22 protein-coding genes are annotated in these 24,881 nt (G+C 64.5%); 20 read left to right on the plus strand and 2 right to left on the minus strand.

The features are described 5' to 3' along the window. The first annotated feature begins 7 nt into the window (after positions 1 to 7). The 13 genes from AC27VQ_RS00750 (at position 8) to AC27VQ_RS00810 (ending at position 13,001) form a co-directional block, all read left to right on the plus strand. Positions 8 to 1,063 (plus strand): substrate-binding domain-containing protein, encoded by a 1,056-nt coding sequence (locus AC27VQ_RS00750; protein ID WP_488714791.1) that lies wholly within the window; start codon positions 8 to 10, stop codon positions 1,061 to 1,063. A 55-nt stretch (positions 1,064 to 1,118) separates the two neighbouring features. Next, on the plus strand, positions 1,119 to 2,183 hold the full coding sequence (locus AC27VQ_RS00755) for a substrate-binding domain-containing protein (RefSeq protein ID WP_488714792.1): 1,065 nt from the start codon (positions 1,119 to 1,121) through the stop codon (positions 2,181 to 2,183). A gap of 59 nt (positions 2,184 to 2,242) precedes the next feature. Beyond that, the gene (locus tag AC27VQ_RS00760) at positions 2,243 to 3,235 is read left to right on the plus strand and encodes an ABC transporter permease (protein ID WP_488714793.1); all 993 of its coding nucleotides are present in this window, start codon (positions 2,243 to 2,245) and stop codon (positions 3,233 to 3,235) included. 11 nt (positions 3,236 to 3,246) lie between these two features. Continuing rightward, on the plus strand, positions 3,247 to 4,446 hold the full coding sequence (locus tag AC27VQ_RS00765) for an alanine racemase (RefSeq protein WP_488714794.1): 1,200 nt from the start codon (positions 3,247 to 3,249) through the stop codon (positions 4,444 to 4,446). A gap of 9 nt (positions 4,447 to 4,455) precedes the next feature. Beyond that, positions 4,456 to 5,199 carry an ATP-binding cassette domain-containing protein gene (locus AC27VQ_RS00770; protein WP_313527906.1) on the plus strand — a complete coding sequence of 248 codons (744 nt, stop codon included), beginning with the start codon at positions 4,456 to 4,458 and terminating at the stop codon, positions 5,197 to 5,199. 59 nt (positions 5,200 to 5,258) lie between these two features. Beyond that, positions 5,259 to 5,954, plus strand: a complete 696-nt coding sequence (locus AC27VQ_RS00775) for a helix-turn-helix transcriptional regulator (RefSeq protein WP_488714795.1) — start codon at positions 5,259 to 5,261, stop codon at positions 5,952 to 5,954. A gap of 65 nt (positions 5,955 to 6,019) precedes the next feature. Continuing rightward, positions 6,020 to 6,388 (plus strand): VOC family protein, encoded by a 369-nt coding sequence (locus tag AC27VQ_RS00780; RefSeq protein ID WP_488714796.1) that lies wholly within the window; start codon positions 6,020 to 6,022, stop codon positions 6,386 to 6,388. Positions 6,389 to 6,391: 3 nt separating this feature from the next. After that, a complete protein-coding gene (locus tag AC27VQ_RS00785) occupies positions 6,392 to 6,811 on the plus strand; it encodes an EVE domain-containing protein (RefSeq protein WP_488715233.1) in 420 nt (139 codons plus the stop codon). A gap of 84 nt (positions 6,812 to 6,895) precedes the next feature. Continuing rightward, positions 6,896 to 9,190 carry an FdhF/YdeP family oxidoreductase gene (locus tag AC27VQ_RS00790; protein ID WP_488714797.1) on the plus strand — a complete coding sequence of 765 codons (2,295 nt, stop codon included), beginning with the start codon at positions 6,896 to 6,898 and terminating at the stop codon, positions 9,188 to 9,190. Beyond that, a complete protein-coding gene (locus tag AC27VQ_RS00795; RefSeq protein WP_488714798.1) occupies positions 9,187 to 9,501 on the plus strand; it encodes a hypothetical protein in 315 nt (104 codons plus the stop codon). Before AC27VQ_RS00790 ends, AC27VQ_RS00795 begins: the two co-directional genes overlap by 4 nt. Before the next feature lie 244 nt (positions 9,502 to 9,745). Beyond that, positions 9,746 to 10,777, plus strand: a complete 1,032-nt coding sequence (locus tag AC27VQ_RS00800) for an extracellular solute-binding protein (RefSeq protein ID WP_488714799.1) — start codon at positions 9,746 to 9,748, stop codon at positions 10,775 to 10,777. Between the two features lie 38 nt (positions 10,778 to 10,815). Beyond that, positions 10,816 to 12,243 carry an amidase gene (locus AC27VQ_RS00805; RefSeq protein ID WP_488714800.1) on the plus strand — a complete coding sequence of 476 codons (1,428 nt, stop codon included), beginning with the start codon at positions 10,816 to 10,818 and terminating at the stop codon, positions 12,241 to 12,243. A gap of 71 nt (positions 12,244 to 12,314) precedes the next feature. Beyond that, the gene (locus AC27VQ_RS00810; protein ID WP_488714801.1) at positions 12,315 to 13,001 is read left to right on the plus strand and encodes a TetR/AcrR family transcriptional regulator; all 687 of its coding nucleotides are present in this window, start codon (positions 12,315 to 12,317) and stop codon (positions 12,999 to 13,001) included. 198 nt (positions 13,002 to 13,199) lie between these two features. On the opposite strand, the gene AC27VQ_RS00815 is transcribed toward AC27VQ_RS00810, so the two are convergent. Then, a complete protein-coding gene (locus AC27VQ_RS00815) occupies positions 13,200 to 14,120 on the minus strand; it encodes a hydrogen peroxide-inducible genes activator (RefSeq protein ID WP_488714802.1) in 921 nt (306 codons plus the stop codon). A gap of 166 nt (positions 14,121 to 14,286) precedes the next feature. Here AC27VQ_RS00815 and katG point away from each other — a divergent pair, with 166 nt between their 5' ends. The 4 genes from katG (at position 14,287) to AC27VQ_RS00835 (ending at position 19,464) form a co-directional block, all read left to right on the plus strand. Continuing rightward, on the plus strand, positions 14,287 to 16,470 hold the full coding sequence (gene katG, locus AC27VQ_RS00820) for a catalase/peroxidase HPI (protein ID WP_488714803.1): 2,184 nt from the start codon (positions 14,287 to 14,289) through the stop codon (positions 16,468 to 16,470). A 178-nt stretch (positions 16,471 to 16,648) separates the two neighbouring features. Beyond that, positions 16,649 to 17,500, plus strand: coding sequence for a D-amino-acid transaminase (locus tag AC27VQ_RS00825; protein WP_488714804.1), 852 nt, complete (start codon positions 16,649 to 16,651; stop codon positions 17,498 to 17,500). A 129-nt stretch (positions 17,501 to 17,629) separates the two neighbouring features. Beyond that, on the plus strand, positions 17,630 to 18,667 hold the full coding sequence (locus AC27VQ_RS00830; RefSeq protein WP_488714805.1) for a DmpA family aminopeptidase: 1,038 nt from the start codon (positions 17,630 to 17,632) through the stop codon (positions 18,665 to 18,667). Further along, entirely contained in the window at positions 18,664 to 19,464 is an 801-nt protein-coding gene (locus tag AC27VQ_RS00835; RefSeq protein WP_488714806.1) for a M55 family metallopeptidase, read from the plus strand. The genes AC27VQ_RS00830 and AC27VQ_RS00835 overlap by 4 nt, the downstream gene beginning before the upstream one ends. Here AC27VQ_RS00835 and AC27VQ_RS00840 read toward each other — a convergent pair whose 3' ends face one another. Next, entirely contained in the window at positions 19,465 to 20,406 is a 942-nt protein-coding gene (locus tag AC27VQ_RS00840; protein WP_488714807.1) for a LysR family transcriptional regulator, read from the minus strand. Between the two features lie 181 nt (positions 20,407 to 20,587). Between AC27VQ_RS00840 and AC27VQ_RS00845 the strand changes: the two genes are divergently transcribed. From AC27VQ_RS00845 to AC27VQ_RS00855, 3 genes are all read left to right on the plus strand, one after another. Continuing rightward, entirely contained in the window at positions 20,588 to 22,213 is a 1,626-nt protein-coding gene (locus tag AC27VQ_RS00845; protein ID WP_488714808.1) for an amidohydrolase, read from the plus strand. 59 nt (positions 22,214 to 22,272) lie between these two features. After that, positions 22,273 to 23,865, plus strand: coding sequence for an ABC transporter substrate-binding protein (locus AC27VQ_RS00850; protein ID WP_488714809.1), 1,593 nt, complete (start codon positions 22,273 to 22,275; stop codon positions 23,863 to 23,865). Positions 23,866 to 23,945: 80 nt separating this feature from the next. Next, positions 23,946 to 24,881 (plus strand): ABC transporter permease, encoded by a 936-nt coding sequence (locus AC27VQ_RS00855; protein WP_257946662.1) that lies wholly within the window; start codon positions 23,946 to 23,948, stop codon positions 24,879 to 24,881.

Genomic DNA, 24,881 nt, shown 5'->3' on the forward strand with positions numbered 1-24,881 from the left:
CATGTTCATGCGCAAATTTCTGAATGCCACCGTGCTGGCGGGTCTGCTGCTTTCGACCGCGCCCGCGCTTGCCCAGACCGTCGGCCCGGCCGGTGAAGCAGCGACTCCGAGCGCCGAGGTAACTCTTTCTGACGCGGATATCGCGGCGCTGAAGGACAAGGGCTACAAGGCGGCCCTGCTCTGGCACACCTCCTCCGACTTCGTGAACGCCGTGACGGCGGGCGCCAAGGACGAATTCGCCCGCGCGGGCGTCGAGGTCGTGGTGCAGACGGATGCCGGCTTCGATGCTGCCCGCCAGCGTTCCGACATCGAGACGGCGCTTGCCGCCAAACCGAATGTCATTCTCGCGCTGCCGCTCGATCCGGTCACCTCGGCCGAAGCTTTCCGCCAGGCCGTCACGGATGGCAGCAAGCTCGTCTTCCTGTCCAACCTGCCGGCCGACTACAAACACGGCAAGGACTATGCGGCCATCGTCACCGACGACCTCTTCCAGATGGGCAAGCAGGCAGCCGATGCGCTGGCCAAGGCGATGGGCGGAAAGGGCAAGGTCGGCTGGATCTTCCACGACGCGACCTATTACGTGACCAACCAGCGCGACAATGCCTTCAAGTCGACCATCGAGAAGGACTATCCGGATATCAAGATCGTCGCCGAGCAGGGCATCACCGACCCGGCCCGCGCGGAGGAACTTGCCAGCGCCATGCTGCTGAAGCATCCCGATCTCGACGGCATCTACGTCACCTGGGCGGAACCGGCAGATGGCGTGCTCGCCGCCCTTCGCGCGGCCGGCAACACCAGCACGAGGATTGTGACGCTCGATCTTGCCGAACCCGTCGGCCTCGACATGGTCAAGGGCGGCGCCGTCGTCGCGCTCGTGGCGGACAAGGCCTATGAGCTCGGCCGCGCCATGGCCACGACTGGCCTGAAGTCGTTGCTCGGCCAGGAAACGCCCGCCTTCATCGTTGCCCCGGCGCTCACCGTCACCAAGGACAACGTGGCGGAAGGCTGGAAGGAATCGCTCAACCGCGATGCGCCGCAGAGCATTCTCGACGCCGCGAAGTGATCCCCGGAGGGCGCTTTGGCGCCCTCCCATCACCGGTTTCATTGGAGGAAGAACGATGCCCAGATTTTCAGGACTGCCCGCACTTGCAGCCGCGTGCCTTGTTTCCACCAGCCTGTTTGCCGCCGATGGTGCGACCGTCGGCCCGCATGGCGAAAAGCCCACCCCGGCTGCCTCCGTCACGCTGACGGACGCCGAGATCGCGAAGGTCAAGGAGGGCAAATATTCCGCCGCCCTCGTCTGGCATGAGATGAGCGAATATACCGGCGCGGTCGATCGCGGCGCCAAGGACGAATTTGCAGCACTTGGCATTGAAGTCGTGGCGCAGACGGATGCCGGCTTCGACGCGGCCCGCCAGCAGGCCGATGTCGAGACGGTGCTTGCCAAGAAGCCGACCATCATCCTGTCGCTGCCGGTCGATCCGGCGACGGCCGCCGCCGTTTACGATCCCGCCCGCAAGGCCGGCGTCAAACTCGCCTTCGTCGACAATTCGCCCGCCGGCTACGAACACGGCAAGGATTATGTGACGATCGTCTCCGACGACCTCTTCCAGATGGGCAGCAAGGCGGCGGATGCCATGGCCACGGCGCTCGGCAAGAAGGGCAAGCTCGGCTACATCTTCCATGACGCCGATTTCTACGTGACCAACCAGCGCGACCAGGCGTTCAAGAAGACGATCGAGCAGGATTATCCCGACATGTCGATCGTCGCCGAGGCCGGCATGGCTGATCCGGCGCGCGCCGAGGAGATCGCTCAGGGCCTGCTGACGCAAAACCCGGATCTCGACGGCATCTACGTCACCTGGGCCGAACCGGCGCTCAGCCTGCTCTCCAGCCTTAAGGCTGCCGGCAACACCAAGACGAAGATCGTCACGCTCGATCTCAACGAACCGGCGGCGCTCGACATGGTCAAGGGCGGCCATTTCGCGGCGATCGTCGCGGATGAAGCCTATAACATCGGCCGCACCGCCGCGCGGGCCGCTGCCGGATCGCTGATCGGCAAGGAGGCTGCCCCCTTCCTCGTTGTGGATTCGCTTGCCGTCACCAAGGGCAACGTGCTCGACGGCTGGAAGGCCTCGCTCAACAAGGATGCGCCCGAAAGCATCGTCGAAGCCCTGAAGTAAGCCATGCGGCGGGAGTTCGTCTCCCGCTGAAAGACCCGGCTCCCGTGAGGATGATCGCCATGTCCCAACCCAAGCAGACGGCCACGCCGTTGTCGGCGCCGATGGAGAGATCGCCTCTTCTGAAGCGCATCAATCTCCAGCACTATGTCGTCTATCTCGGCTTCCTGGCGATCTTCCTGTTCTTTGCCATCGTGTTGCGCGACAGCGGCTTCCTGACGGTGCGCAACCTCTCCAACATCGTCCTGCAGACCGCGCCGGCGACGATCATGGCGATTGGCCTCGTCTTCGTGCTCTCGGCCGGCGAGATCGATCTTTCCATCGGCTCCATCGTCGCCGTCTCCGCCCTTGCCGCCGCCGTCACCATCAATGCCTATGGCATGGTGGCCGGTGTTGCTGTCGGATTGGGTGCGGGCCTTGCGATCGGTCTCGTCAACGGCGTGCTCGTCGCCTATGTGCGCCTGCCGTCCTTCCTGGTCACGCTGGCCACGATGGGGCTCTTTGCCGGCGTGGCGCGCTCGCTGACCGACCTGCGCTCCATCCCCGTCACCGACAGCGCCTTCACCGGTTTCTTCGGTTCGGGTGCACTGCTCGGCATTCCCTCGCTCGTCTGGTGGACGGTCATCGCCATCCTGATCGGCCATATCGTCTATCGCGAAACCCGTTTCGGCGCCCATGTGCTGGCGACCGGCGACAACAACCGCGCGGCGAGCGTTTCCGGTATCGGCGTGCCGCGCATCCGCCTTGCCGTCATGATGCTCTCGGGCGGCCTCGCGGCGCTTGCCGGCCTGCTCTATGCCGGCCGCTTGCAGGCGGCGAAATACACGCTTGGCGAAACCGACCTGATGACGGTCATTGCCGCCGTCATCGTCGGCGGCACGCTGCTCAATGGCGGCAAGGGCTCGGTCGTCGGTGCGCTCGTCGGCTCGCTGATGATGGGCATGCTCAACAACGGCCTCATCCTGATGGGCCTGTCCGTTTCCGACCAGATGATCGTTCGCGGTCTCATCATTCTCGCCGCAGTCGCCGTCTCGCTGCGCGAAAAAGCCCGCTGAAGGAGGATTTCATGTTTCTCGACGTTCTGCGCCGCCGCAACCCCGCCTTCATCGAAGCCGCCATGGCGCTGCACCAGCAAGGCCTCATCCCCGCCAATGCCTATGTGCTCGATCTCGATGCCGTCGAAGCCAATGCCCGCGTGATCAAGGCCGAGGCCGATAAACACGGCCTGAAGACCTTCGCCATGACCAAGCAGGTCGGTCGTGCGAGTTCCTTCTGCGCCGCCGTACAGCGCGGCGGCATCGACCGTGCCGTCGCCGTCGACATGGCCTGCGCCCGCGCCACGCACAGGGCGGGCCTCAAGGTCGGTCATCTCGGCCATCTCCAGCAGGTCGCCCGCCACGAGGCGAAGGCGGCGGCCGAGCGCATCCGGCCGGATTACTGGACCGTCTTCAACGACACGAAGGCGGAGGAAGCCGCTTCCGGCGCAAAGGCCGCCGGCTATGTGCAGAACCTGCTCGCCCGCATCCGTGCCGAAGGAGACACCTTCTATCGCGGCCATGAGGGCGGTTTCGATGCCGCCGATATCGCCGCCGTTGCCGACCGTCTCGATGCGCTTGAGGGCGGCCGCTTCGCCGGCATCACCACCTTCCCGGCGCTGCTCTTCGACCATGCCAGCCGCAAGGTGCTGCCGACGCCGAACCTCGCGACACTGACCAAGGCCGCCGAGGCGCTGGCCAAGGCCGGGCGCCGTGATATCGAGGTGAATGCCCCCGGCACGACCTCCTCAGTCTTGCTCGGCGCGCTTGCCGAAGCCGGCGCCACGCAATGCGAGCCGGGCAACGGCCTGCACGGCACGACGGCACTGCATGTCATGGAAGACCTGCCGGAACTGCCGGCCGTACTTTACCTCACCGAGGTCTCGCATCTTTCGGGCGGCAAGGCCTATTGCTTCGGCGGCGGCTTCTATATCGATCCGATCTTCCCGGCTTACGACGTGAAAGCCGTCGTCGGCCGCGAGCCGACCGTTGCGGCAAGCGCGCTGCGCAGCGTCGAGGTGCCGCCGCCCTCGGCCATCGATTATTACGCGATGATCGATGCCGAAGGCCCCGCCGCGCCGCAGCCGGGCGATACCGCCGTCTTCGGCTTCCGCGGACAGGCCTTTGTCACGCGCGCTTTTGTCGTCGGCGTCTCGGGCATCTCGAAGGGGGTGCCGAAAGTCGAGACCATCGAAAACAGTTTCGGCGAAACCGCCGCCTGGCCGGTCTAGGAGAGAACGATGCAGACGCAATCTTCCGAACCCGTCCTCGTCCTGAAGGACATCCGCAAGAGTTTCGGTGCCGTCACGGCCATCGAGAATTTTTCGCTCGATATCCATCCGGGCGAGATCGTGGCGCTCGTCGGCGATAATGGTGCCGGCAAGTCGACACTGATCAAGATCGTCTCCGGCGTTTATGCACCGACCTCGGGCTCGATCACCATAGAGGGCGAGACGGTGTCGATGGCGAGCGCCAGCATGGCGCGCGCCCATGGCATCGAGGTGGTCTATCAGGACCTTGCGCTCGCCGACCAGCAGACCGTCTATATGAACATGTTCCTCGGCCGCGAGCCGGTGAACCGCTTCGGCCTGCTCGACCGGCGCACTATGATTTCCGAGACGGAAAAGCTGGTGAAGGAACTCGACGTGCGCATCCCCTCGGCCCATGCGACGATCCGCGACCTCTCCGGCGGCCAGCGGCAGGGCGTGGCGATTGCGCGCGCGACGCGCTGGGCGAGCAAGCTCATCCTGCTCGACGAGCCGACGGCGGCGCTTGGCGTTGCCGAGACGGCCAAGGTGGAGGCGATCGTCCAGTCGCTGAAGTCGCGCAATATCGGCGTGCTGATCATCAGCCACAGCCTCGATCAGGTGTTCAAGCTGTCGGATCGCATCTGCGTCCTGCGCCGCGGCAAGCAGATCGGCATCCGCAACACAGCAGAGACGAACAAGAACGAGATCGTCTCGATGATCACAGGCCTGAACTGAGGCCCGTTTGCCGCCTGCTGCCACTTTCTGGCGGCAGGCCTCTTCTATAGACTGGCGTCATGTCCCGATCCGAGCGCCTTTTCGATCTCCTGCAAGCCCTGCGCCTCCATCGCCGGCCGGTCAGCGGCAAAGCGCTGGCGGAGGAGACGGGGGTGAGCCTGCGCACGCTCTACCGCGATATTGCCAGCCTTCAGGCGCAGGGCGCCGATATCGAGGGCGAACCGGGTGTGGGGTATGTGCTGAAGCCCGGCTTCCTCCTGCCGCCGCTGATGTTTTCCGCCGAGGAGATCGAGGCGTTGGTGCTCGGCACCCGCTGGGTTGCCGACCGGGCGGACAGCCATCTGAGCGGTGCCGCGCGCAATGCGCTGGCAAGGATCGCCGCCGTGCTGCCGGCCGACCTGCGCAACGAACTGGATACGTCGCCGCTTCTGGTCGGACCGGGCGCTAAACTGCCCGCCGACAGCATCGATGCCGCGCTGCTGCGCAAGGCGATCCGCATGGAGCGCAAACTTGCTATCACCTATCGCAGTGGTTCCGGCGAAGCCTCGGCCCGCACCATCTGGCCCTTCGCACTCTCCTTCTTCGATCATGCGCGCGTGGTCATCGGCTGGTGCGAATTGCGCGAGAGTTTCCGCCATTTCCGCACCGACCGGATCGAAACGGCCGACGTGCTGGATATCCGCTATCCGAGGCGGCGGCAGGCCATGCTGCGGGCATGGCGCGAAGCCGAGGGAATTCCGCTGCGTGGTGCATGATGCTGCCAGAAACTGACAGCATGCGGTGTTAGCTTTCTCCTATCCAACCAAGACAGGAGAACAGCATGTCCAACAGCATTCTTCTTTACGTAAAGGACGCGGCTGAGAGCGGCCGCTATTACGAACGCATCCTCGGCCAGAAGCCGGTCGAGGCGAGCCCGACCTTCGTCATCTTCGTCCTGAAGTCCGGTCTCGGCCTCGGCTTGTGGGGGCGCGATGGCGTCGAGCCGGCGCCGTCGGTGCCGGGCGGCGGATCGGAGATCGGCTTCAAGGTCGACAGCGCCGCTGAGGTCGATCGATGGCATGCCGAATGGCGCGCCAACGGCGCGACCATCCTGATGCCGCCGACCGAGCTGGATTTCGGCCGCAGCTTCGTCGCCACCGATCCCGACGGGCATCGCCTGCGCGTCTACACCGTCACGGATGGAGGCTGAGCCATTTCGCGCGCCTGGATTGCCGTCGCTTCGGCCGAACATGTGCGCATCGGGCGTGCGCAGGGCTTCATGCAGGTCTGTCACGGCAAAAGCGGTCCGCTGCGGCGGACCGCCGCCGGCGATACCGTCATCTATTATTCGCCCGCGGAAACCATGCGCGGCAAGGATCGATTGCAAGCCTTCACGGCGATCGGCACCATTGCCGACCACGTGCCCTATCAATCGGAAATGGCGCCCGGCTTCCTGCCCTGGCGGCGGGATGTCGACTGGTGGCCGGCGGCGGAGACGCCAATCCGCCCGCTTCTCGACCAGCTCGCCTTCACGCGGGCCGGCAATTGGGGCTACCAGCTGCGGTTCGGTCTGTTGGCTATCGAACCGGACGATGCAGCGCGGATCGCCGCTGCTATGCGGAGCGGCCTGTGATGGCGTGGTTTCGATAGTTGTTTTCTATCAAGCCATACGAACCATCCCCTTGATACGCCGCACCGGATGGCAAATACAGGCGGCATGAACACACCTTTTATCGGAAAGAAGTCCTCTGCGGCCGGCGGCTGGGGGGCGTTGAAGAGTTGTGGCAAGCAGCTTCTGCAAAGCGGCATGCCGATCTCCGGCGCGCGCACTTTGCTCAAGGCCAACCAGCCCGACGGCTTCGATTGCCCCGGCTGCGCCTGGGGCGATCCGGAACACGGCTCCTCCTTCGAATTCTGCGAGAACGGCGTGAAGGCCGTCGCCTGGGAGGCGACGGAAAAGCGTGCCTCGCCGGCCTTCTTCGCTGCACACACCGTGTCGGACCTGCGCAAGCTGACGGATTATGAGCTGGAGCTGCACGGCCGCCTCACCCATCCGATGCGCTACGATGCGGCGAGCGACAGATACCTGCCGGTCGCCTGGGCGGACGCCTTCGCCGAAATCGGCGGCATCCTCAAGGGCCTCGACACCCCTGATCGTGCCGAGTTCTACACCTCCGGCCGCGCCAGCAACGAGGCGGCCTATCTCTACCAGCTCTTTGTGCGGCTCTACGGCACCAACAATTTCCCGGATTGCTCGAACATGTGCCACGAGGCGAGCGGCGTCGGCCTGCGCCAGTCGGTCGGTACCGGCAAGGGCACCGTGCTGCTGGAGGATTTCGAGGTGGCGGACGCGATCTTCGTGATCGGCCAGAACCCCGGAACGAACCATCCGCGCATGCTGGGCGACCTGCGCCGGGCGGCCCTGCGCGGCGCGCGCATCGTCGTGTTCAATCCCATCCGCGAGCGCGGGCTGGAGCGCTTTTCCGACCCGCAGGACAAGCTCGAAATGCTGCGCGGCGGCGCGACGGATATTGCCAGCCATTATTTCCAGCCGCAGCTCGGCGGCGACATGGCGGCGGTGCGCGGCATGGCAAAGGCGGTGTTCGCCGCCGAGGAGGCCGCCGTCGCGATGGGCCTGCCGCCGGTGCTCGACCATGCCTTCCTCGCCGAACATTGCGTCGGTCTGGACGACTACCGCGCCGCCGTCGCGGCGACCGACTGGGCCGCCATCGAGGATCAGTCCGGCCTGACCCGCGCCGAGATCGAGCGGGCGGCTGATGTCTATAGGACCGCGGAGCGCGTCATCTGCACCTGGGCAATGGGCGTCACCCAGCATCTGCATTCCGTGGCGACGATCCGCGAAATCACCAATTTCATGCTGCTGCGCGGCAATATCGGCAGGCCGGGCGCCGGCCTCTGCCCGGTGCGCGGCCATTCCAACGTGCAGGGCGACCGCACCGTCGGCATCAACGAGAAGCCGCCGGCCGATTTTCTCGATGCGCTGGAAGCGCATTTCGGGACCGCCATGCCGCGCAAGGACGGGCACAATGTGCTTGCCGCAATTGGCGCGATGTTGGATGGCTCGGCTAACGCCTTCATCGGTCTCGGCGGCAATTTCGCCCGCGCGACGCCGGATAGCGTGCTGGTCGAACAGGCGCTGCGCCGGCTGAAGCTGACGGTGAACATTGCCACCAAGCCGAACCATTCGCATCTGATGCCGGGCGAGGTCTCCTTCATCCTGCCCTGCCTAGGGCGCACCGAGATGGACCTGAATTCGGCCGGCAACTCGCAGCTCATCAGCGTCGAGGATTCCATGAGCATGGTGCACGGCTCTGCCGGCATCAACCGCCCGGCCTCGCCGCATCTTCTCTCGGAAGTCGCCATCATCGCCGGCATCGCGGCGGCGACCGTTGGCAACGGCACGGTCGACTGGGCGGCGCTGGCCGACGACTACGATCGCATCCGCGACCATATTGAGGCGACCATTCCGGGCTTCGGGGATTTCAACAAGCGCCTGCGCAAGCCGCGCGGCTTCCATCTGCGCAACAGCGCGGCAAACCGGGAATGGGATACGCCGGAGGGCAAGGCCTCCTTCTTCTCCGGCCCGCTTCCGCAGGAAACGGTGCATCAGCGCGCCAAGCGCGGTGGCGGGCGCTTCGCGCTCCAGACGTTCCGCTCGCACGACCAGTACAACACCACCGTCTACGGCCTCGACGACCGCTATCGCGGCGTCTATGGCGAGCGGCAGGTCGTCTTCATCCATCCCGAGGATCTGAAGGCGCTGGGCGCGGCTGCGGGTGAGCGGATCGATATCGTCGGCGATCATGACGATGGCATCGAGCGTATCGCCCCCGATTTCCGCTTCGTGCCCTACGATATTCCGCGCGGCAGCATCGCCGGTTACTATCCCGAACTCAACGTGCTGGTGCCGCTCGGCAGCGCCGGCGAGGAGAGCGATACGCCGACCTCCAAGTCGATCATGGTGACGTTCCGCAAGCGCGAGGCCGCGTGAGCGGCGAGTTGCCTGAGGTCGAGCGCTTCATGGCGCTCGTCGCACGGCTTCAGGCGGACGATCTGCTTCTGACGCCGATCCAGGCGGGACTGGTCGTGGCCGCCGGTCTCGGCATTGCCGGCGACAGCCGCACCTTTGCCCGTCTGCTCGGCCTTGCCCATGCGCTGGTGTTGCGGGAACTCATTTGCCTTGTTACCCGCGATCTCCTGCGCGTGACGAAGCGCGACGGGCGCACGATGCGCAGCCATTTCGTGCCGGGCGACGCGGTCGCCCGGTATGCCTCTCTTTTCCAGTCTGACGACACGATCTGATCGTCGATCGTTTCCGGCCGCGCATTCGTCGCAAAAACTATTTGACTAACCATTCAGTTTGTTTTCTTCTGCCGCCAGCGCTTTCCTTGGGAGGGGAATGCGGAACCGTCGGTCGGGGAGAGGAGCCCGGACCGCGGACGCCATGACGTCGATGATCGTTTCGGCCGGTGCGGTGCTGCCGCGCCGATGAGGACGGCTGTCCTGACGGCAGGCCTCCCGAACCGTTCAACAGAGGGAGTCTTTCATGCGCCTGCTTTTGACTGCCACCGTGTCGATCCTCGCGCTTCTGCCGCTTGCGCAGGCCGAGGCCGCCGGGGTTCTGAATATCTACAACTGGGGCGAATACACCAATCCGGAGCTCGTCAAGAAGTTCGAGAAGACCTACGACGTCAAGGTGACGCTCACCGACTTCGATTCCAACGACACGGCGATCGCCAAAGCCCGGCAAGGCGGTAGTGAATTCGACATCGTCGTGCCGTCCTCGACCTTCGTGAAGATCTGGATCGACGAGGGGCTGCTTCTGGAATCGCGCCCCGACCAGATGGAGAATTTCAAGAATATCGACCCGCGCTGGGTGAACGTCGATTTCGATCCCGGCCGGCGCTACACCGTGCCGTGGCAATGGGGCACGACCGGCGTGATGGTCGACAAATCGGTCTATTCCGGTGACCCCAACACGTCTTCGATCTTCCTCGATCCGCCGCCGGAGCTAGTCGGCAAGATCAATGTCATCCCGGAAATGGGCGATATCCTGTCGCTTGCCATCTACCATGAAGGTGGCGGGGCCTGCACGGCGGATAAGGCGATCCTGCGCAAGGTGCGCGACCGGCTGGCGGCAGCGCGCGACAAATGGATCGCGTTCGATTATCCCAGCATCGAGAAATACACGTCCGGCGATTATGCTGCGGGTGTCAGCTGGGGCGGAGCGGCGATGCGCGTGCGGCTGAAGAGCGACCGGTTCGTCTACGGCTATCCGAAGGAAGGCTATCCTATCTGGATGGACAATGTCGCGGTGCTGAAGACGGCGCCGAATGTCGAGAATGCAAAACTGTTCCAGAACTTCATCATGGACCCGGAGAATGCCGCGCTGATCTCCGCCTATGCGCGCTATGCCAACGGCATCAAGGGCTCTGAAAAGTTCATGCCGGAGGACATGCGCAACGCACCGGAAATCGACGTGCCGGAAGAATTCCTGGCCAAGGGCGTTTTCTCGCCGGCCTGCCCCAAGGAGGTCAACGACCTCTACACGAAGATCTGGACCGAGGTGCTGAAGTGATGCGCCCGGCCGACAAAGCCCACTCCCCGGAGCCATCGATGAACGATCTCGACCTGTGTTACCTCAGTGCCCATGAGGCCATCAGCCTCTTCAAGAGCGGCGAGCTCTCCCCCGTGGAATTGATGGAGGCAACGATCCGCCGGGCCGAGGCGCTGAAGGGTTCGGTCAATGCGCTGACCTACACGCATTTCGACGAGGCGATGGATCTCGCCCGCAAGGCGGAGGCGAAATATGCCAAGGGCGCCCGCACCGGCGTTCTCGAAGGCCTGCCTGTTGGCATCAAGGATGAAAGCGAGATCAAGGGCAAGCCGACCTCGATCGGGTCGCTGATCCACAAGGATCATATCGCGGAGCGCACCTCGACGATGAATGCCCGCGTCATGGCGGCCGGCGGCATCGTGCATGCGCGCACCGCCACGCCGGAATATTGCTGTGCCGGCACCACCTGGTCGCGGCTGTGGGGCGTCACGCGCAATCCGTGGAACCCGGACTTCACCTGCGGAGGGTCGTCCGGCGGGGCCGGTGCATCGCTCGCCTCCGGCACCTCGACGCTGGCGACGGGCTCGGATATCGGCGGCTCGATCCGCATTCCGGCCTCCGCCTGCGGCGTCGTCGGCTACAAGCCGCCCTATGGCCGCAACCCCGACGACACGCCCTTCAATCTCGATTTCTTCTGCCATACCGGCCCGATGGCCCGCACGGTCAAGGATGCGATCCTGCTGCAGAACGTGATGTGTGGTCCGAGCCCCGACGATATCGTCTCGCTCCGCCCGAAGCTGCGCCTGCCCATGGACTACAAGCCGATCAAGGGCTGGAAGATCGCCTTTTCCATGGATCTCGGCGTCTTCGAAGTCGATCCGGAGGTACAGAAGAACACGCAGGCCGCCCTCGACGTCTTCCGCTCGCTCGGCGCGACGGTGGAGGAGGTCGATCTCGGCTGGCCGCCGCATATCCTCAAGGCAGGCATGGGCTATCTCGAACACATTTTCGGCGCCTATCTCTCGACGCTGCTCGACGAGCACGGCGACAAGATGACTACCTATGCCCGCCAGTTCGCCGAGTTCGGCCGCGCCTCGAAATCCACGGATTTCGTCGCAAGCCTGGAGGTCGTCGGCGAGATGTACAAGACGCTCGGCCCGATCCTCGAGCGCTACGACGTGCTCGTCTGCCCGACCAATGCGCTGCCCGCCGTGCCGGCCGATTTCGACCATTCCATGGATACCGTCGAGATCAATGGCAAGGTGGTCAATCCCTCGCTCGGCTGGGTCATGACGACGCCGTTCAACATGATGAGCCGCTGCCCGGTGCTTTCGGTGCCGACGGGTCATGCCGCCAATGGCGTGCCGACCGGCCTGCAGATTGTCGGCCGCACCTATCGCGATGCCGACGTCTTCCGCGCCGGCCTCGCCTTCGAGGAGGCGGTCGGCGGCTGGTACGGCAATGCGGCGAACCGTCCGCGCCTCTGAGGAGCCGTTGACCGGCACGGTCCACCGTCCGATAAGGGCGGTGGACCTGCCCGATAGTCTGGAATGATGCGTTGAAGACACCCAAGGCCGCCTCTGTAATCGCGCCCGATGAGGCCGGCGAGACATCGACGCCGATGACCAAGACCGGCCGCAAGGACGGCCGGCACCTGCGCGGGCAGGCGAGCGTGCAGCGCATCATCGACACGACCATCCGCCTGATCGCCGAGGAGGGGATCTCCGGGGTCACCATGCAGCGCATCGCCCGCGAGATCGGCTCGTCCAATGCGCTCGTCGTCTTCCACTTCGGCTCGAAGGAAAAGCTTTTTCGCGCCGTGCTGGAATATCTCAACGACCAGTTCGACAGTCTCTGGCAGAAGACCGTTTGGAAGCCCGGTCTTTCGGCGGCGGAGCGCGTGGTGGCCTCCATCGACTGCGCCCGGCATTTTCGCATCCAGCATCCAGACTGGGTCACCGTCTGGGTGCTGTTCGGCGGTGACCGTCAGACCACACAGCTCGATCGCATCATCAGCCTGCCGAGCGACCAGGCCTATCTCGCCCAGTCCCGCGCCTTCCTCACCGAAGTGGTGCGCGAGGGCGGTTACGAAGGCGTGGATATCGATACGCTGGCCGAAGGGCTGAATTATCTCGTGCACGGCGCCTGGTACTGGGACACGTTCAATCCCGATACGGTCCGTTCCGACGCTCTGCACACGACGGCGCTGGCACTGCTGCGCCAGGCGTTTCCGAAAAGTTTCTGAGCGGGCAAAAAAAGAGCCCCGCACGAAGCGGGGCAGCAAGCGCCACGGTTTGGCTCCCAATGACGCGGGGAAGCTCGCGGGTTGCGCGAGTGATCTCCACCTAGGCCCTTGCCTCTCGCCAGGGAAGGTCTGATTCGGCGATTCCGGTACGCCTGTGCAAATAAACTGCAAATGCAGCGGTTTTGACCGCCCGCATGCCTAGGAAGCGTCCACCTGCGGTTCCCTGCGCATGTCATCGGCCGAGTGGCGCACGACCTCGGCGATCTGGCGGAGCTGTTTGGCGAGCGGTGTCGAGTTGCGCCAGATCATGCCGATCGTGCGCGAGGGGCGAGGCGAGGGAAAGCGGGCGATGGAGACCTGCGCCGAGCGTGTTTCCACCGGCACGGCCATTTCCGGGATGAGGGTGACGCCGATGCCGGCGCCGACCATCTGCACCAGCGTCGAGAGCGAGCTGCCTTCCATGATCTCGCGCGGCTTGGCCGTTCCGATCCGGCAGAAGGACAGCGCCTGGTCGCGAAAACAATGGCCTTCCTCCAGCAGCAGCAGCCGCATTTCGCGCAGCGCGTCGCGCTCGGGCACCGGCTTGCCCTCGTCCTCGCGCCGGCGCACCAGCACGAAATCCTCGTCGAACAGCTTCATTTCGGTCAGCGACGGCTCGGAGACCGGCAGGGCGACGATAGCGATATCCAGCTCGCCCTGCGTCAGTTCCTGGATGAGCCTGGCCGTCTGCGTTTCGCGCACATCGATCTGAATCCCGTCGAAGGCGCGGTTGAGATCGTTTATGATGACCGGCAGCAGATAGGGTGCGACGGTCGGGATGATGCCGATGCGCAGGCGCGCGAGGAAGGGATTGCGCGCCGCGCGGGCAAGCTCGCCCAGTTCGTCGACGGCTTGCAGGATATCGCGCACCCGATGCGCAAAGGTTTCGCCGAAGGCGGTGAGCTTCACGTCGCGGGCGCTGCGTTCGAAGAGATTGTTGCCGAGCTCCTCTTCCAGTTCCTTTATCTGCATGGAGAGTGCGGGCTGGGAGATGGAGCAGGCATCGGCGGCGAGACGGAAGCGGCCATGCCGCGTCAGCGCCTCGAAATAACGCAGCTGTTTCAAGGTCAGGTTTGTCATAATAAAAACTTATCGAAGCAATCAGAAAATCCAACTTAAATTTATCATGCGCTTCCGCTATGGAGAAGGCAAGGAAGGAAAACGCGCACATTTGCGACCCCGCAAGGCGGTGATCGCCGCAATGTGCTTGCCTTCGAAGAGACAACGAACACAACAGGAGAAAACCATGGACCAGAAAACTGACACCGCGGGCAAGTGTCCCGTCGCCCATTCGGTCACCAAGGGTCGCTCGAACCGCGACTGGTGGCCGGACCAGCTGGACGTCCAGGTCCTGCATGGCCACTCCAGTCTCTCCGACCCGATGGGCAAGGATTTCGACTATGCCGAGGCCTTCAAGTCGCTCGATCTCGATGCGGTGAAGAAGGACCTTCACGCGCTGATGACCGACAGCCAGGAATGGTGGCCGGCCGACTTCGGTCACTACGGCGGCCTCTTCATCCGCATGGCCTGGCACTCGGCCGGTACCTATCGCATCACCGACGGCCGTGGCGGCGCCGGTCAGGGCCAGCAGCGTTTCGCGCCGCTCAATTCGTGGCCCGACAACGTCAACCTCGACAAGGCCCGCCGCCTGCTGTGGCCGATCAAGCAGAAATACGGCAACAAGATCTCCTGGGCCGACCTGCTCATCCTCACCGGCAACGTCGCGCTGGAATCCATGGGCTTCAAGACCTTCGGTTTCGCCGGCGGCCGCGCCGACGTCTGGGAGCCGGAAGAGCTCTACTGGGGACCGGAAGGCACCTGGCTCGGTGACGAGCGCTACAGCGGCGAGCGCCAGCTGGCCGAACCGCTCGGCGCGGTGCAGATGGGTCTCATCTATGTCAACCCGGAAGGCCCGAACGGCAATCCGGACCCGCTGGCGTCCGCCCGTGACATCCGCGAAACCTTCGCCCGCATGGCGATGAACGACGAAGAGACCGTCGCGCTGATCGCCGGCGGCCACACCTTCGGCAAGACGCATGGCGCGGGCGACGCGTCCTTCGTCGGTATCGACCCGGAAGGCGGCGAACTTGAAGCGCAGGGTCTCGGCTGGGCGAGCAAGTTCAATTCGGGCGTCGGCAAGGACGCGATCGGCAGCGGTCTCGAAGTCACCTGGACCTCGACGCCGACCAAGTGGAGCAACAATTTCTTCTGGAACCTGTTCGGCTACGAATGGGAACTGGAAAAGAGCCCGGCCGGCGCGCACCAGTGGGTCGCCAAGGGCGCAGGCGCGACCATTCCGGATGCCTTCGATTCCACGAAGAAGCACCTGCCGCGCATGCTCACCTCCGACCTCGCGCTGCGGTTCGACCCGGCCTACGAGGCGATCTCGCGCCGCTTCCTCGAAAACCCCGACCAGTTCGCCGACGCCTTCGCCCGCGCCTGGTTCAAGCTGACGCACCGCGACATGGGCCCGAAGGCCCGCTATCTCGGTTCGGAAGTCCCGGCCGAAGACCTGATCTGGCAGGACGTCATCCCGGCTGTCGATCACCCGCTGGTCGATGACAAGGATATCGCCGACCTCAAGGCCAAGGTTCTCGCCTCCGGTCTCACGGTGCAGGAACTCGTGTCCACCGCCTGGGCCTCGGCCTCGACCTTCCGCGGTTCCGACAAGCGCGGCGGCGCCAATGGCGCGCGCATCCGCCTTGCCCCGCAGAAGGACTGGGAAGCCAACCAGCCGGCGCAGCTTGCCAAGGTTCTCGGTGTGCTCGAAGGCATCCAGGCGGACTTCAACGCGGCCCAGACTGGGGCCAAGAAAATCTCGCTCGCCGACCTGATCGTGCTCGCCGGTGCCGCCGGCGTCGAAAAGGCGGCGAAGGCCGGTGGCCACGACGTCACCGTTGCCGTCACGCCGGGCCGTGCGGATGCCTCCGAAGCACAGACCGACGCTCAATCCTTCGCTGCGCTCGAGCCGCGCGCCGATGGCTTCCGCAACTATGTGAACGCCAATCGCCATCAGTTCCTGAAGGCAGAGGAAGCCCTCATCGACCGCGCCCAGCTCCTGACGCTCACCGCGCCGGAACTGACGGTTCTCGTCGGCGGCCTGCGCGTGCTGAACGCCGGTGCGCCCGAACACGGCGTTCTCACCAACCGTCCCGAGGCCCTGACGAACGACTTCTTCGTCAACCTGCTCGACATGGGCACGGTCTGGTCGCCGGTTGCCGACAAGAAGGGCGTCTATGAGGGCCGCGACCGCAAGACGGGCGAAGCCAAGTGGACCGGCACCCGCGTCGACCTGATCTTCGGCTCGCACGCCCAGCTGCGCGCGCTTGCCGAAGTCTATGGTGCGTCGGATGCCGGCCAGAAGTTCGTCAGGGATTTCGTTGCGGCCTGGAACAAGGTCATGAACGCCGACCGTTTCGATCTCGTCTGATCGATCCGCTCACCACGATGGAAATGGCCGGCCTTTGCCGGCCATTTTTGTTCAAGCCTTTGAAAACAAAAGCCCCAGGCCGTTTTTGCATGAGGTTTTGCCCAAATTGAATTGGCAAGCTCCGGCAAGTCGCACCAATGTTCCGCGCCAGTGACAACCAATGCGCAATGAGGAACGGATGGGCAGGATCGTTTATGTGCACGGTGATTTCGTGCCGGAGGAGGAGGCCCGCATCGGGCTTTTCGATCGCGGCTTCCTGTTCGGCGATGCCGTCTATGAGGTGACGGCCGTCATTGCCGGGCGCATGATCGACAACGACCTGCATCTCGCCCGCCTCGAACGCTCGCTTGGCGAACTCGGCATCGCCCTGCCGCTGCCCCGGCTGGACATCGAGGCCCTGCAATCGGAACTGATCAGCCGCAATCGGCTTACGGACGGCACTGTCTATCTGCACGTCTCGCGCGGCGAGGCGGACCGCGATTTCCTCTATCCGCAAGGCATGGCGCCGAAACTCGTCGGCTTCACCCAAACGAAGACGCTGACTGGCACCAAGGCGCAGCGTGAGGGCATCGCCGTCGACCTGACCGACGATCCGCGCTGGCATCGGCGCGATATCAAGACGGCGATGCTGCTCGGGCAGGTCATGGCCAAGCAGGCGGCGCGGGCGCGCGGCTTCGACGATGTCTGGTTGGTCGAGGCGGGGCTGGTGACGGAGGGGGCATCCTCGACGGCGCATGTCATCACCGCCGACGGGCGCATCCTCACCCGCGCCGCCTCGAAGGCGACGCTGCCGGGCTGTACGCAGCGGGCGCTGGCCCGGCTGTGCGAAGCCGAGGGGCTACGCATCGAGGAGCGCGCCTTTTCTCCCGAGGAGGCGCAGCATGCGGCGGAGGCGTTCCAGACTTCGGCCTCCAGCCTCGTCATGCCGGTCGTGAAGATCGGCGGGCGGATGATCGGCGATGGCCGGCCCGGCCCTATGACGCGTCGATTGCAGTCGCTCTATCTGGAAGCGGCCGGCGTTCCGGCTTAGAGCAATTCCAGCAAAAGTGCGAAGCGGTTTTGCGTCCGGAATTGCGTGAAGACAAAAGGATAGAGCGTCTTCGCGTTTCGAAGAAAAGCGGAAATGCTCTAGGGAAGATCGGGACATCGGGGAGCAGATATGAAGACGGCGCGGGAATGGGGTTTGATGCCGGAAAGCCGGCTGGCGGTGGGGCCTGACAATGCCATCACCGACGTCTCGGGCGTGGCCGTCGGGCATCGCTCGCTGCGCGGCGACGGTATTTTTACAGGCGTTACAGCCATCGTTCCGCATCCGGGCGATCTGTTCCGGGTAAAACCGCGCGCGGCGGTCGAGGTGATCAATGGCTTCGGCAAGTCGGCGGGCCTGATGCAGGTGGCCGAGCTCGGCACCATCGAGACGCCGATCCTGCTCACCAACACTTTCGGCGTCGCAGCCTGCACGGAGGCGCTGATCCGCCGGGCGATTGCCGCCAATCCCGCGATCGGGCGGAAAACCTCGACGGTCAATCCGTTGGCCTGCGAATGCAACGACGGCAGCATCAACGATATCCAGGCGCTGGCGGTGACACCGGACGATGCGATGGCCGCGCTCGATGCCGCCCGGCCGGGGCCGGTCGAACAGGGGGCGGTCGGTGCCGGCTCCGGCATGACGGCCTTCGGCTTCAAGGCGGGCATCGGCACGGCCTCGCGCGTCATGCGCATCGCCAAACGCGATTTTACGCTCGGCACGCTGGTGCTGGCGAATTTCGGCGCGGCCGGCGATCTCGTGTTGCCGGATGGCCGTCGTCCCGATCCGCGCGTGCCAGCTAGTCCCGAGCGCGGTTCGGTCATCGTCATCATGGCGACGGACCTGCCGCTCGGCGACCGGCAATTGCAGCGCGTCGCCCGGCGCGGCGGGGCGGGACTTGCCCGGCTCGGCGCCTTCTGGGGTCATGGCAGCGGCGATGTCGTGCTGTGCTTCACGACGGCGGATCCCGTCGAGCACGATCCATCCGAGCCGATCACCAGCCAGCAACGGCTTTCCGATGACCATATCGACCTTGCCTTCCGCGCCGCCACTGAGGCCACGCAGGAGGCGGTACTGAATGCGCTCTGCATGGCGTCCGCCACCCCGGCCCGCAATGGCCGCGTCTATCCCGCCCTGGCCGACTGGCTGAAGGAGAACCAGAACCCATGAAAGTCTTCATTTCCGCCGATATCGAGGGAACCGCCGGCATTGCCCAATGGGATGAGGCCGACCGCAGCCATCCGGACTGGAATGAGTTCCGCGCGCTGATGACTGCCGAAGTGGTCGCCGCCTGCGAGGGTGCGCGGGCCGCCGGTGCGACGGAGGTCGTGATCAAGGACGCGCACAGCAGCGGCCGCAACCTGATCCTCGACCGGCTTCCCGATTATGCGCGCATCGTGCGCGGCTGGTCCGGCCATCCGGACGAGATGATGTACGGCATCGACGCCGGCTTCGCCGCGGCGATCTATACCGGTTATCACTCCAAGGCCGGCACGGAGGTCAATCCGCTCGCCCACACCTCCAACATGCGCATTTCGCGCCTGTTGCTGAATGGCGAGGTCGCCTCCGAATTCACCTTCAACGCGCTTTGTGCTGCGGGCTATGGCGTGCCGTCGGTCTTCCTCGCCGGTGATGAAGGCATCTGTGCCGAGGCGCGGGCCATGGTGCCGGGCCTTGCGGCGGTGGAGACGCTGGACGGCCGGGGCCATGCGACGATATCGATCTCGCCCGCCTGGTCGCGGCGCCTCATTCGCGAGGGCGTGGCCGCTGCCCTTTCAGGTGATTTCGCGCAGGCGCTACCCGCCAAGGCCGAGCACTACGAAGTGATCATCGAGTTCAACACGCCGGGCGAGGCCTATCGCGCCAGCTGGTATCCCGGTGCCCGCACGCATGGCCTTCGCGCCATCGCGTTCGAGCACAAGGATTTTTCCGAAATCCTGCGCGCGCTGCTTTTCCTCAAGGTCTGATCAGGCCACCGCGCGCTCCAGCAGCAGCTTTGCCGTACGCCACAGGTCTTCGACCTTGCGGCTGCGGCTTGCTGCATGTCGGTAGAGCCGGATTTCAAGATCGAGGTTCCAGCCGGCATCGGCGGAGGCGGGCACGAGGCGTCCGCTTTCGATCTCGTCGCGCGCCAGGCTCTCCGGCAGCCAGCAGATGCCCGCTCCCGTCACCGCCATGTTCATCAGTCCGGCGCTGATCGTGTTTTCATGCGTCGTGCGGCGGCGGAAGGGCGGACGGCGCAGCATGAGGCGCGATAGCGCCACACCGAAGAACGAGTTGAAGCCGTAGCTGAGATAGGGGATGGCGAGCCGCGGCTGCGCGACGGCACGGTCGAGGATATGCAGCCCCGGCTGCGCGCCGCCGGGCATGGATATGCTAGCCGCCGCAAGCGGGATCAGCCGGTCATGCGCGACCGTCAGCGACGAGAATTGCCCGCGGTCGAGATGGAACGGCACTTCCGGATGGGCGTAGGTCAGGAAGAAATCCGCCTCGTCGCCGACAAGCGCGTCGAGATTGGCTTCGATGCCGCCGCGGTCTGCGATCAGCGAGGTGCTGAAGGCGCCACCGGCTTTTTCGAGCGCCTGCAGCCAGCGCGGAAAGAAGGTCACCGTCAACGTATGGAGGGCGGCGAAGCGCACCAGACCGGGTTCATGAGAGGGGCGCAACGCTTCGCGCGCCGCATAGAAGGTGCGGATCGCCTCCTGCGCGACCGGCAGGAAATTGCGGCCCGCCGGCGTCAGTTCCGCCGGCATGGTGGCGCGGCTGATCAGCGTTGCGCCAAGCCAGCTTTCCAATTGTTTGATGCGGCGGCTGAAGGCCGGCTGCGTGACATTGCGCATTTCAGCCGCGCGGGAAAAACTCGACGTGTCCGCGAGCGTCACGAAATCCTCCAGCCACTTGATCTCCACGCCCGTTCCCTCTCGATCGTGTCCGCCCATAGAGTGGATCATAAGTCATTCAATCGAAATGGGTATGCCGTTTCGGCATGGGCTGGTGCCAAAAGCGAATTGGCCAAGCCGGCCGCAACCTTTCACGTTGCGTCAGGAGGAGCGGAGCACCGGGTCGGTTGCTCCGACAAGGGAGTTGTGAATGTCCGTTGCAATCGAAGCCGATACCATCCTGCACAATGGCCGTATCTGGTGCGGCCGGGAGGAGGGCATCAGCGAGGCCGTCGCCGTCTGGCAGGGCAAGGTGCTGGCCACCGGCAGCAGTGCCGACATGCTGAGTCTGAAGGGCGCGCGCACCGAGGTCATCGACCTCGAAGGCCGCTTCGCCAGCCCCGGCCTCATCGACAATCACCTGCATCTCATCTCGACCGGCATCACCATGGGCTGGGTCGATGCAACACCCGCCGCAGCGCCGACACTTTCGGCGTTGATGACAGCCCTTGCCGACCGCGCTTCGACCACTGCCAAGGGCGGCTGGGTGCGTGCCCGCGGCTATGACCAGGTCAAGCTCGATACCGGCCGGCATCCGACACGCGAAGATCTCGACCGGGCGGTGCCGAATCATCCCGTGCTGCTGACCCGCGCCTGCGGCCACATCGCCATCGCCAATTCGCGAGCGCTGGAGCTGGCGGGCGTGAGCGAGGCGACGCCGGTGCCGGATGGCGGCGTGATCGGCGTCACCGACGGCCGTCTCAACGGTCTTTTGGCCGAAAACGCCATCAACCTCGTCAAGGCCGCCATGCCCGAGGTGACGACGGAGGAACTGATCGACGGCATCGAGCGGGGCGGGCGGTATCTGCTGTCGCTTGGCATCACCAGTTGCATGGATGCGGCGGTCGGGCAGCTCTCCGGCTTTGCTGAAATCCAGGCCTATGAAATGGCGAAGCTTTCCGGCCGCCTGCCGGTGCGCGTCTGGTTGACGCTGCTCGGCGATCCCGGCATCTCCATCGTCGAGGATTGCTGGCGGGCCGGCCTGATTTCCGGCGCCGGCGACGACATGCTGCGCGTCGGGGCGGTCAAAATTTTCCTCGACGGTTCGGCCGGCGGACGTACCGCCTGGATGACGAAACCCTATCAGGGCGAGCCCGACAATATCGGCGTGCAGATGCTGCCGACCCCGGAGGTCGAGGCGCTGGTCAAATCCTTCCACGACCGCGGCTACCAGATGGCCTGCCATGCCATCGGCGACGGCGCGATCGAGCAGCTGATCACCGCCTATGAAAAGGCGCTGGCCGCCACGCCCGATCCGGACCGCCGCCACCGTGTCGAGCATTGCGGCTTCTCGACGGCCGAACAGGACGCACGCATGAAGGAGGCGGGCATCCTGCCGGCGCCGCAGATGGCCTTCATCCACGATTTCGGCGACAGTTATATTTCCGTGCTGGGCGAAGAGCGCGGCAAGGGCTCCTACCAGATCGGCACCTGGATGCGCATGGGCCTGAAGCCCTCGACCGGTTCAGATGCGCCGGTCTGCTCGCCCGATCCCTTCCCCAACCTGCACGCCATGATCACGCGCAAGACCGGCAAGGGCACGATCATGGACGAGACCGAGACGCTGAGCCGCGTGGAGGCGCTGCAGGCCTATACGGAATTCGGTGCGTATTCGCAGAAGGCCGAAGGCGTGAAGGGCCGGCTGGTGCCCGGCCAGTGGGCCGATATCGCCGTCTTCGACAACGACCTGCTGGAGGTCCCGGCCGACACCATTCTCTCAGGCACGCGCTGCCTGCTGACCCTGCTTGCAGGCCGCGTCGTGCATGACGCTCGGTAGGGGCCTGTCAGACTGAATTATCGAAACGATGCCGAAAACGGCACGAGAGGGAGGACGAAATGCTGAAAAAACTGACACTCGCCGCCATGCTGAGCCTTTCCGCCGCAACCGGGGCGCTGGCCGCCGGCGAACGTTCCGGCGGAACGCTCGTCTTCACCGCGCCCTATGGCTCGAGCTTCGCCACGCTCGACGTCCAGGCAAGCCCGAACACGCAGGAAGAGTTCATCACGCAGGCCATCCACCGCGGTCTCTACAGCTGGAACTCCATCGAGAACAAGCCGGTGCTGGAACTGGCCGATTCCGAGGAGGTCTCCGAGGACGGCACGACCCATACCTATCACCTGCGCAAGAACGCGGTGTTCCACAACGGCAAGCCGCTGACGGCTGACGATATCATCTACAGCTACAAGCGTATCGCCAATCCGAAGAACGCCTTTCCGGGCGCCAGCTTCATCGCCGTCATCAAGGGCGCGGAAGAGTTCATCGCCGGCAAGGCGGACGAGATTTCCGGCCTGAAGAAGATCGACGACAACACGCTGGAGATCACCTATACCGGCCCGATCAATCCCGGTTTCCCGCTGATGCAGAACACGACGGTCATCTACCCGTCGAACGTCGAGGACGAGTCGAGCTTCGCCAAGAACCCGGTCGGCCTCGGTGCCTTCGTCTTCAAGGAGCATGTGCCGGGCTCGCAGGTCGTCGTCGAGAAGTTCGACAAGTATTACGAGGAGGGCAAGCCCTATCTCGACCGCATCAACATCGTGCTGATGGCCGAAGACGCCGCCCGCGACGTCGCCTTCCGCAACAAGGAAATCGACGTTTCGATCCTCGGCCCGACCCAGTACCAGGCCTATCAGGGCGAGGAGGGCCTGAAGGATCACCTGCTCGAAGTCGCTGAGGTCTATACCCGCAATATCGGCTTCAACCCGGCCTTCGAGCCCTTCAAGGACAAGCGCGTCCGCCAGGCGATCAACCATGCGATCAATGCGCCGCTGATCATCGAGCGCCTCGTCAAGAACAAGGCCTATCCGGCGTCAGGCTGGCTGCCGCTCTCCTCGCCGGCCTTCGACAAGGACAAGGCCGCCTATGCCTTCGATCCGGAAAAGGCGAAGGCCCTGCTGGCGGAAGCCGGTTATGCCGACGGCTTCGAATTCGAGGTGACGGCGAGCCCGAACGAGAGCTGGGGCGTGCCGATCGTCGAGGCCATCCTGCCGATGCTGAAGAAGGTCGGCATTACCGTCAAGCCGAAGCCGGTCGAAAGCTCGGCGCTCGGCGATGCCGTGACGTCGAACAACTTCCAGGCCTTCATCTGGTCGAACCTCTCCGGCCCCGACCCGCTGAACGCGCTGCGCTGCTACTATTCCAAGACGGCGCAGTCGGCCTGCAACTATACGAGCTATGCGAGCCCGGATTTCGACAAGCTCTATGAGGCCGCCCAGCAGGAGCGTGACCCGGCTAAGCAGAACGACCTGCTGCGTCAGGCCAACAACATCGTGCAGGACGACGCGCCGGTCTGGTTCTTCAACTACAACAAGGCGGTCATGGCCTACCAGCCGTGGATCCACGGCCTCGTACCGAACGCTACGGAACTGGCGGTCCAGCCCTATGACGAAATCTGGATCGACGAGACCGCGCCCGACGCGCGCAAATAAGCCTTGAGGGGTTCGGGGGCGGTCTCAGCCGCCCCCGCATCGATTTTCACGCCCGCAAGGGCGGCAAAACGGAACCGTCAATGCTTCGTTTCACCCTGCGCCGCATCCTGCAGGTCATCCCGACGGTTGTCGTGGTGGCGCTGCTGATCTTTGTCATCTTTTCGGTGGTGCCTGGCACCTTTGCCGCGAGCCTCTTCGCCGATGGCAAGCGCGCCGCCGACCCGCAGATGATCGCCCGCCTCAACGAGGAGTTCGGGCTCAACAAGCCGTTGATGGAGCGCTTCGTGACCTATGTCACGGATCTTGCCCAGTTCGATCTCGGCACCAGTTTCCGCACCCGCCAGCCGGTGATCGATCTCATCGGCGACCGCATGGGCGCCTCGCTGCAACTGGCGATCGCCGCCATGGTCTTCGCGCTGGTCGTCGGCGTTCCCCTTGGCTTTCTGGCCGCGCTCAGGCCGGGCTCCATCCTCGATACGGTGACGATGATCGGTGCGGTCTCGGGCCTCTCGATGCCGCAGTTCTGGCTGGGCCTCTTGATGATGTATCTGTTCGCGTTGCAGCTGAACTGGCTGCCGAGTTTCGGCTACGGGGACGGTTCGTTCCGCAATCTCATATTGCCTGCCGTCACACTTGGCGTCACACCGCTCGCGCTTCTGGCGCGCACAACGCGGGCGGGCGTGCTCGATGTGCTGAACGCCGATTTCATCCGAACCGCTCATTCCAAGGGCATGAGCGAGATGAAGGTCGTGCGCTGGCATGTGGCGCGCAATGCGCTGGTGCTGATCGTCACCACGGTCGGCCTGCAATTCGGCTCGCTGATCGGCCAGGCCGTCGTCATCGAAAAGCTCTTCGCCTGGCCTGGCATCGGCTCGCTCTTGGTCGACAGCGTGGCGATCCGCGACATTCCCGTGGTCCAAGGCACGATCCTCGTCATCGTGCTGTGGTTCCTCGTCATCAACACCGCCGTCGATCTGATCTATGCCGCGATCGATCCGCGCATCAAGCAGGAGTGA

The sequence above is a fragment of the Shinella sp. 20P9.1.1 genome, from assembly GCF_057798995.1.

What these genes read in the sequence shown, in the direction of transcription:
- AC27VQ_RS00790 (WP_488714797.1), top strand. Translation starts at nt 6,896, where the DNA reads ATGAACACACCTTTTATCGGAAAGAAGTCCTCTGCGGCCGGCGGCTGG.
- AC27VQ_RS00780 (WP_488714796.1), top strand. Translation starts at nt 6,020, where the DNA reads ATGTCCAACAGCATTCTTCTTTACGTAAAGGACGCGGCTGAGAGCGGC.
- AC27VQ_RS00845 (WP_488714808.1), top strand. Translation starts at nt 20,588, where the DNA reads ATGTCCGTTGCAATCGAAGCCGATACCATCCTGCACAATGGCCGTATC.
- AC27VQ_RS00755 (WP_488714792.1), top strand. Translation starts at nt 1,119, where the DNA reads ATGCCCAGATTTTCAGGACTGCCCGCACTTGCAGCCGCGTGCCTTGTT.
- AC27VQ_RS00760 (WP_488714793.1), top strand. Translation starts at nt 2,243, where the DNA reads ATGTCCCAACCCAAGCAGACGGCCACGCCGTTGTCGGCGCCGATGGAG.
- AC27VQ_RS00850 (WP_488714809.1), top strand. Translation starts at nt 22,273, where the DNA reads ATGCTGAAAAAACTGACACTCGCCGCCATGCTGAGCCTTTCCGCCGCA.
- AC27VQ_RS00750 (WP_488714791.1), top strand. Translation starts at nt 8, where the DNA reads ATGCGCAAATTTCTGAATGCCACCGTGCTGGCGGGTCTGCTGCTTTCG.
- AC27VQ_RS00855 (WP_257946662.1), top strand. Translation starts at nt 23,946, where the DNA reads ATGCTTCGTTTCACCCTGCGCCGCATCCTGCAGGTCATCCCGACGGTT.
- AC27VQ_RS00825 (WP_488714804.1), top strand. Translation starts at nt 16,649, where the DNA reads ATGGGCAGGATCGTTTATGTGCACGGTGATTTCGTGCCGGAGGAGGAG.
- AC27VQ_RS00815 (WP_488714802.1), bottom strand. Translation starts at nt 14,120, where the DNA reads ATGACAAACCTGACCTTGAAACAGCTGCGTTATTTCGAGGCGCTGACG.
- AC27VQ_RS00835 (WP_488714806.1), top strand. Translation starts at nt 18,664, where the DNA reads ATGAAAGTCTTCATTTCCGCCGATATCGAGGGAACCGCCGGCATTGCC.
- AC27VQ_RS00770 (WP_313527906.1), top strand. Translation starts at nt 4,456, where the DNA reads ATGCAGACGCAATCTTCCGAACCCGTCCTCGTCCTGAAGGACATCCGC.
- AC27VQ_RS00830 (WP_488714805.1), top strand. Translation starts at nt 17,630, where the DNA reads ATGAAGACGGCGCGGGAATGGGGTTTGATGCCGGAAAGCCGGCTGGCG.
- katG (WP_488714803.1), top strand. Translation starts at nt 14,287, where the DNA reads ATGGACCAGAAAACTGACACCGCGGGCAAGTGTCCCGTCGCCCATTCG.
- AC27VQ_RS00805 (WP_488714800.1), top strand. Translation starts at nt 10,816, where the DNA reads ATGAACGATCTCGACCTGTGTTACCTCAGTGCCCATGAGGCCATCAGC.
- AC27VQ_RS00765 (WP_488714794.1), top strand. Translation starts at nt 3,247, where the DNA reads ATGTTTCTCGACGTTCTGCGCCGCCGCAACCCCGCCTTCATCGAAGCC.
- AC27VQ_RS00775 (WP_488714795.1), top strand. Translation starts at nt 5,259, where the DNA reads ATGTCCCGATCCGAGCGCCTTTTCGATCTCCTGCAAGCCCTGCGCCTC.
- AC27VQ_RS00800 (WP_488714799.1), top strand. Translation starts at nt 9,746, where the DNA reads ATGCGCCTGCTTTTGACTGCCACCGTGTCGATCCTCGCGCTTCTGCCG.